This is a genomic window from Streptomyces sp. NPDC058375 (genome assembly GCF_042723425.1).
Classification (GTDB): Bacteria; Actinomycetota; Actinomycetes; order Streptomycetales; family Streptomycetaceae; genus Streptomyces; species Streptomyces durocortorensis.
The window spans coordinates 1-5,988 of sequence record NZ_JBHXJG010000342.1 but is presented as its reverse complement, the minus strand read 5'-3'; the positions used below and the strand labels follow the sequence as shown (position 1 = coordinate 5,988).

General features: G+C 73.8%; 6 protein-coding genes. 3 read left to right on the top strand and 3 right to left on the bottom strand.

What is annotated here, in order from left to right:
* Positions 1-102: 102 nt before the first annotated feature.
* On the bottom strand, positions 103-1,053 hold the full coding sequence (locus ACFWM7_RS32705) for a tetratricopeptide repeat protein (RefSeq protein WP_383267701.1): 951 nt from the start codon (positions 1,051-1,053) through the stop codon (positions 103-105).
* A gap of 403 nt (positions 1,054-1,456) precedes the next feature.
* Here ACFWM7_RS32705 and ACFWM7_RS32700 point away from each other — a divergent pair, with 403 nt between their 5' ends.
* Positions 1,457-2,083 (top strand): TetR/AcrR family transcriptional regulator, encoded by a 627-nt coding sequence (locus ACFWM7_RS32700; RefSeq protein WP_383267699.1) that lies wholly within the window; start codon positions 1,457-1,459, stop codon positions 2,081-2,083.
* A 15-nt stretch (positions 2,084-2,098) separates the two neighbouring features.
* Here the strand turns inward: ACFWM7_RS32700 and ACFWM7_RS32695 are convergent, their stop codons facing one another.
* The gene (locus tag ACFWM7_RS32695; RefSeq protein ID WP_383267704.1) at positions 2,099-3,106 is read right to left on the bottom strand and encodes a GDP-mannose 4,6-dehydratase; all 1,008 of its coding nucleotides are present in this window, start codon (positions 3,104-3,106) and stop codon (positions 2,099-2,101) included.
* 17 nt (positions 3,107-3,123) lie between these two features.
* On the bottom strand, positions 3,124-4,350 hold the full coding sequence (locus tag ACFWM7_RS32690; RefSeq protein ID WP_383267697.1) for a glycosyltransferase: 1,227 nt from the start codon (positions 4,348-4,350) through the stop codon (positions 3,124-3,126).
* A 90-nt stretch (positions 4,351-4,440) separates the two neighbouring features.
* Here ACFWM7_RS32690 and ACFWM7_RS32685 point away from each other — a divergent pair, with 90 nt between their 5' ends.
* The gene (locus ACFWM7_RS32685; protein ID WP_383267694.1) at positions 4,441-5,136 is read left to right on the top strand and encodes a response regulator transcription factor; all 696 of its coding nucleotides are present in this window, start codon (positions 4,441-4,443) and stop codon (positions 5,134-5,136) included.
* The coding region (locus ACFWM7_RS32680; RefSeq protein ID WP_383267691.1) for a histidine kinase dimerization/phospho-acceptor domain-containing protein at positions 5,133-5,988 on the top strand (856 nt) is incomplete at its 3' end. The genes ACFWM7_RS32685 and ACFWM7_RS32680, both read left to right, overlap by 4 nt.

The window sequence follows — 5,988 nt, the reverse complement described above, 5'->3', positions numbered from 1 at the left end:
CCGCTCCGCCCGGGGGGCGGTGCGGCCGTCTTGTCACATCGGCACAATCGGGCTCGTCCGGAGCGGACGGCGGAGCGTGCCGGACCAGGATCCGGACCGGTCTCAGAACAGGACGCGGGCCAGCGCGGTGCGCGCGGCGGTGACCCTGGGGTCCTCCGGGCCGATCACCTCGAACAGCTCCAGCAGCCGCAGCCGGGCGGCGGTCCGGTCGTCGCCCGCGGTGCGGCGGACCGCCTCGACGAGCCGGCCGAAGGCGTCCTCGACATGACCGCCGACCAGGTCGAGATCGGCGGCGGCGATCTGGGCGTTCACATCGCCCGGACTGTCGGCCGCCTCCTTGCGGACCGCCTGCGGGTCCATGCTCTGGACGCGGCCGAGCAGCTCCGCCTGGGCCAGGCCCAGCTTGGCCTCCGGGTTGCCCGGGTCGTCGGAGAGCACGTTCTTGTACGCCTGGACCGCGCCGCCGAAGTCATTGGCGTCGAGCGCGGAAGCGGCGGCCTCCAGCAGTGCGTCGTACGGGCCGGCCGGCACCTCGGCCGGGGCCGCGTCGGGGGCTCCGGCGCCCGGGTCGACGACGATCCCGGTCAGCCCGAAGCGCTCCTCGCCGACCTGGATCAGCTGGTCCAGCGTCTCGCGGATCTGAGCCTCGGGGGCCGCGCCCTGGAAGAGCGGGAGGGCCTGCCCGGCGACGACGGCGAAAACGGCCGGAATGCCCTGGATGCCGAACTGCTGCATCAGCATCTGGTTGGCGTCGACATCGACCTTGGCCAGCAGGAAGCGGCCGTTGTACTCGACGGCCAGGCGCTCCAGCAGGGGGCCGAGCTGCTTGCACGGCTCGCACCACTCGGCCCAGAAGTCGATGACGACGGGGACCTCGGCGGAGCGCTGGAGGACATCGCGCTCGAAACCGGCTTCGTCGACGTCGATCACCAGGGCGGCGGGCGCGACGGCGCCGGCGCCTCCGGTCCGGGAGGCCTCCGCGCGGGCCTGCTCCGCCTTCGCCTTGGCCTCTCCGGCCGCCTTGACGGCGGCGAGGTCGACAACACCGCTCATGGACATGTTCCTAGGCTGCATACGTACATCCTCCCCCCTGACCGCACCGTTCCGAAAAGCGAGTGCGAGAACCGGCCCGGCCCACAGCCCCCACTGGCGTGCGAGGGCGTATGGGCCGGAGCGGTGACGGGCCCCTGAAAGACCCGGGTGGACCTTCCGGATCCCCATCCGGCCGGTCCGTGCGGCCCCGGATCCCCACCCGGCGCCTGGGGCCCTCATGAAGGGCCCCGGTGGCTGTCGCTCGTTCGTTCCGTGGCGTACGGGGCGGGCTGACCGCCTTCCTTACGCTACGACCCGTAGCGTAACTGCCGATCAGCCCGCCGGAACAGGTGGTCCCGGTGATCTGTCTCACGGACACCGGGGCACAACCGTTCTCCCTACCGACCGGTATGGTCGCCGCATCATGAGCGACACCGACCCCAGAGCCTCCCGAACAGGGCGTCCGCGCAGCATCGCGGCCGATGCCGCGATCCTTGAGGCGACGCGGGCGTCCCTGGTCGATCTCGGCTGGTCGAAGCTGACGATGGGCGATGTGGCGATCCGGGCCGGGGTCGCCAAGACGACCCTCTACCGGCGCTGGGCGGGCAAGAACGAGCTGGTCGTGGACGCGGTCGCGGTCCTCTTCGACGAGCTGGAGCTGCCCGACCGGGGCAGCCTGGCCGCCGATGTGCAGGGGGTCGTGCTCCAGTTCGCCGCCCTGCTGGAGCGGCCGGAGGCCCGTACGGCGCTGATGGCGGTGGTCGCCGAGTCCACCCGCGACGACTCGCTGCGCCACCGGATCCGCTCGGCCATCGTGGACCGGCAGAAGCGGCTGGTGCTCCAGGGCCGGGAACGCGCCCAGGCCCGCGGCGAGCTGCGGTACGAGGACGACGCCTCGGCGGCAGCCCGCAACGCGGACCTGATCTTCGACGTGATCGCCGGAGCCGTGGTGCACCGCACCCTGGTGAGCGCGGAGCCGGTGGACGCGGAGTGGGCGAGCGGCTTCACCTCGCTGCTGCTGCTGGGGCTGGCCGGGGCGCAGGCGGCGTAGCGGCTTCTCCTCGCATCAGACCTGGTAGCGCCCCGGGGCGAAGAGGTGCAGGTGGTCCGCCACCCAGGCCGAGGTCCGCTCCAGGCCTTCCTCCAGGGTGACTTCGGGCTCCCAGTCGGCCCAGGTGCGGGCGCGGGTGTTGTCGGAGAGCAGCCGGTGCACCTCGCTGCCGGAGGGCCGCAGCCGCGCCGGGTCCACGACGATCTCGGCGTCCCGGCCGGAGGCGGTGATGAGGGCCTTCGCGAGGTCCCCGACCGAAATCTCCCGGCCGGTACCCAGGTTGACGCTCTCCCCCAGCGCCCGGTCGCAGCCGGCCAGCGCCAGGAACCCGGCCGCGGTGTCGGTGACATAGGTGAAGTCGCGGGTGGGGGTCAGCGAGCCGAGGCGTATCTCCCGTGCCCCGGAGTGCAGTTGGGCCAGGATCGTGGGGATCACGGCGCGGGCCGACTGGCGGGGCCCGTAGGTGTTGAACGGCCGCACCACCGTCACCGGCAGTTCGAAGGCGTGCCAGTGGGACAGGGCCATCATGTCCGCGCCGATCTTCGAGGCGGAGTACGGCGACTGCGGCTGGAGCGGGTGCTCCTCGCTGATCGGAGCCGTCAGCGCGCTCCCGTACACCTCGCTGGTGGAGGTGTGAAGGAGGCGGCGCACGGAGTGGCGACGGCAGGCCTCGGCGATGTTCTCGGTGCCGACGACGTTCGTCCGGACGTACGCGCCCGGGGAGTCGTAGCTGTAGGGGATGCCGATGAGCGCGGCGAGGTGGAAGACGGTGTCACAGCCCTCGACCGCGTCCATCACCCGGCCCGCGTCGCCGACGTCCCCGGCGATGAACTCGACGGGCCCGTGCGGCTCGTCGAGGTAGCGGGCGAGGTGGCCCTTGTCGGCATACGGCTTGTAGTGGACGAACGCCCGTACACGCGCACCGCGTTGGACGAGCAGGTCGACGAGGGTGGAGCCGATGAAGCCTTCGGCCCCGGTGACGAGGACGGTGCGTCCGGTCCAGTCGATGGGCGTGCTGTTCATGTCGGCGGTGGTGCTGTTCACGGGGTGAACTCCCTTGTGGTGGTGGGTTGTCCGGCGAGACGGATGACCGTCTGCGCCAGCAGGTCGGCGGCGCGGGCGTGGTTTCCCGGGTCGGCCGCGCGCCCCATCACGGCGAGCCGCGCCGGGTTTGCCAGCAGCGGGTCGATCAGCTCGGCGAGGCGGTCGGCGGTGGTCTCGGCGTCGGGGACGAGATGGGCGGCCCCGGCGTCGGAGAGGACCCGGGCGTTGTGGGTCTGGTGGTCGCCGGGGGCGTACGGGTACGGCACGAGGACGGCGGGCACCCCGGTGGTGGCGAGTTCGGCGATCGTGGCCGAGCCCGCCCGGCAGATCACCAGGTCGGCGACCGCGTAGGCGAGGTCCATCCGGTCGAGGTAGGGCACCGCCTGGGCGACGGGCCCGGCCCCGGCGTCGGCTCCGTAGGGGCGTCCGGCGGCACCGGCCCCCGCGTCGGCTCCGTAGGGGTGGGCGGCCGCGGCTCCCGCGTGGATAAGCTTCTGCCGGGTCTCCGCGAGGGCCGCCGGGCCCGTCTTGATCAGGAGGTGGACGTCGCCTCGGCCCCGCCAGCGGGCGGCGAGCCCCACGGCGGCGGCGGTGAGGCGGGCCGCGCCGAGGCTCCCGCCGTTGAAGAGGACGACCCGCGCCCCCTCGGGTATCCCGAAGGCGCGGCGGGCCTCCTCGCGCAGGGCGGGCCGGTCCAGGGCGGCCAGCGACGCGGCGATCGGCATGCCGACGGTCAGCGCCCGCTCGCCGCCGGAGAGATGGGCGCGGCTGCCGTCGAAGGCGACGGTGAGGTGTTCGGTGAGCCGGGCGGCGAACTGGTTGGCCCGGCCCGGGACCGCGTTGGACTCGTGGATCACGCTGGGCAGCCCGGCCATCTTCGCGCCGACGATCGCCGGGGCGCTCGGGTAGCCGCCCATGCCGACGACGACCCGGGCCTTCTGGGTGCGCAGGACCGAGCGGGCCTGGGCGCCGGAGCGGAGGAGGGCGGCCGGGAGGAGGAATCGCTTCGCGCCGAGCGCGGGGTCGAAGGGGATCATGTCGACGGTGTGCAGCCGGTAGCCGGCCGCCGGGATCAGGGTCGTCTCCAGTCCGCGTTCGGTGCCGATGAAGGAGATGACCGCGTCCGGGTCGGCGCGGCGCAGGGCCTCGGCGAGGGCGAGACCGGGGTAGATATGGCCGCCGGTGCCGCCCGCACCGATCACGACGGAGAGTGGTGTGCGCATGGCCGCCACTCTCGGGAAGCGGCTTAAGAGGGTTCTAAGAGTCCGGTTTGGCAGGCTTCAGGGTATGAGCGGCATGAGTGGCGTGAGCGCATGAGCGGCCTGCGGCGTACGGGCAGGATTCTGGTGGCCGAGGACGAGCCGGACGTGCGGGCCGCCGTCGAGGACGGGCTGAGCGTCGAGGGGTACGAGGTCCGGGGCGTCGGCGACGGGCTGGCCGCGCTGTCGGCGGTGGCCGCCTGGGAGCCGGACGCGCTGGTCCTGGACGTGATGATGCCGGTGCTCGACGGGCTGGCGGTCTGCCGGAGGCTGCGGGCGATGGAGGACCGGACGCCGGTGCTGGTGCTGACCGCGCTGTCGTCGGTGAGCGAGCGGGTGGACGGTCTCGAGGCGGGGGCCGACGACTATCTGGTGAAGCCGTTCGCCCTGGACGAACTGGTGGCGCGGGTACGGGCGTTGCTGCGGCGGGCCGCCCCGCCCGCCCCGGACGGGGGCCTGGCCTTCGCGGACCTGACGCTGGATCCGGTGACGCGGACCGGGCGGCGCGGCGGCCGCCCGGTGGAGTTCTCCCGCACCGAGGCCGCCCTGCTGGAACTGCTGCTGCGCCACCCCGGGCAGGCGCTGCCGCGCGAGGTGATCCTGGAGCGGGTCTGGGGCCAGGACTTCGGGCCGGACTCCAACTCGCTCGCGGTGTACGTGGGTTATCTGCGCCGGAAGCTGGAGGCGGGCGGTGAGCCGCGGCTCGTCCACACCGTGCACGGGCTCGGCTACCGGCTGGACGTGGCGTGAGCGGGGTGCGGAGACTGGGCGCCCGGTGGCGGCGTCGGCGGCCCCTGCGTACGCGGCTGGCGCTGGCGGCCTCGGCGGCGGTGGCGCTGGTCGCGGTCGGAGTGTGCGCGGCGGCGTTCTTCGTCATCCGTTACGAGCTGCTGCACCAGCTCGACCTGTCCCTCACCCAGTCCGCGACCCGGGTGATCCAGGAGAACCGGGGCGAGGACCCGCAGATCGTGGCGGGCGAGTGCCGCTACCTCTCCGCGCCCGCCTGCGCCCAGATCGTCCCGGCCGACCCGGCGGCGGACCCGGAAGCGGCGTATCTGCTGCCCGTCTCCGCGCCCGTACGCGAGGTGGCGGCGGGGACGCGGGCCCCGTACTACAGCAACGTCACCCGCTTCGGGCAGTCGCTGCGGATGCTGACGACCCCGTTCGGGGACGGGCGGGCGCTCCAGGTGGCGTTGCGGGCCGACCCGGTGGAGAAGGGCGTCCGGCAGGCGGCCGTGCTGCTGGCGGCGGTCGGCGGGGCGGGGGTCCTGCTGGCGGGGCTGCTCGGGTACGCCGTCTCGCGCACCGGCCTGGCCCCGGTGGCCCGGCTGACCTCGACCGCCGAGCGGATCGCGGCGACCCGGGATCCGCGCCACCGCATCGAGCTGCCGCCGGGTCCGCCGGGGCGCCAGGACGAGGTGACGCGGCTGGCGGCCAGCTTCAACACGATGCTCGGGGAGCTGGAGCAGTCGGTGAGCTCCCAGCGCCGGCTGGTCGCGGACGCCTCGCACGAGCTGCGGACCCCGCTGACCGCGCTGCGCACCAACGCGGAGCTGCTGGCCCGCGGCGACCGGCTGACGCCCGCGCAGCGCGCGCGGGCGT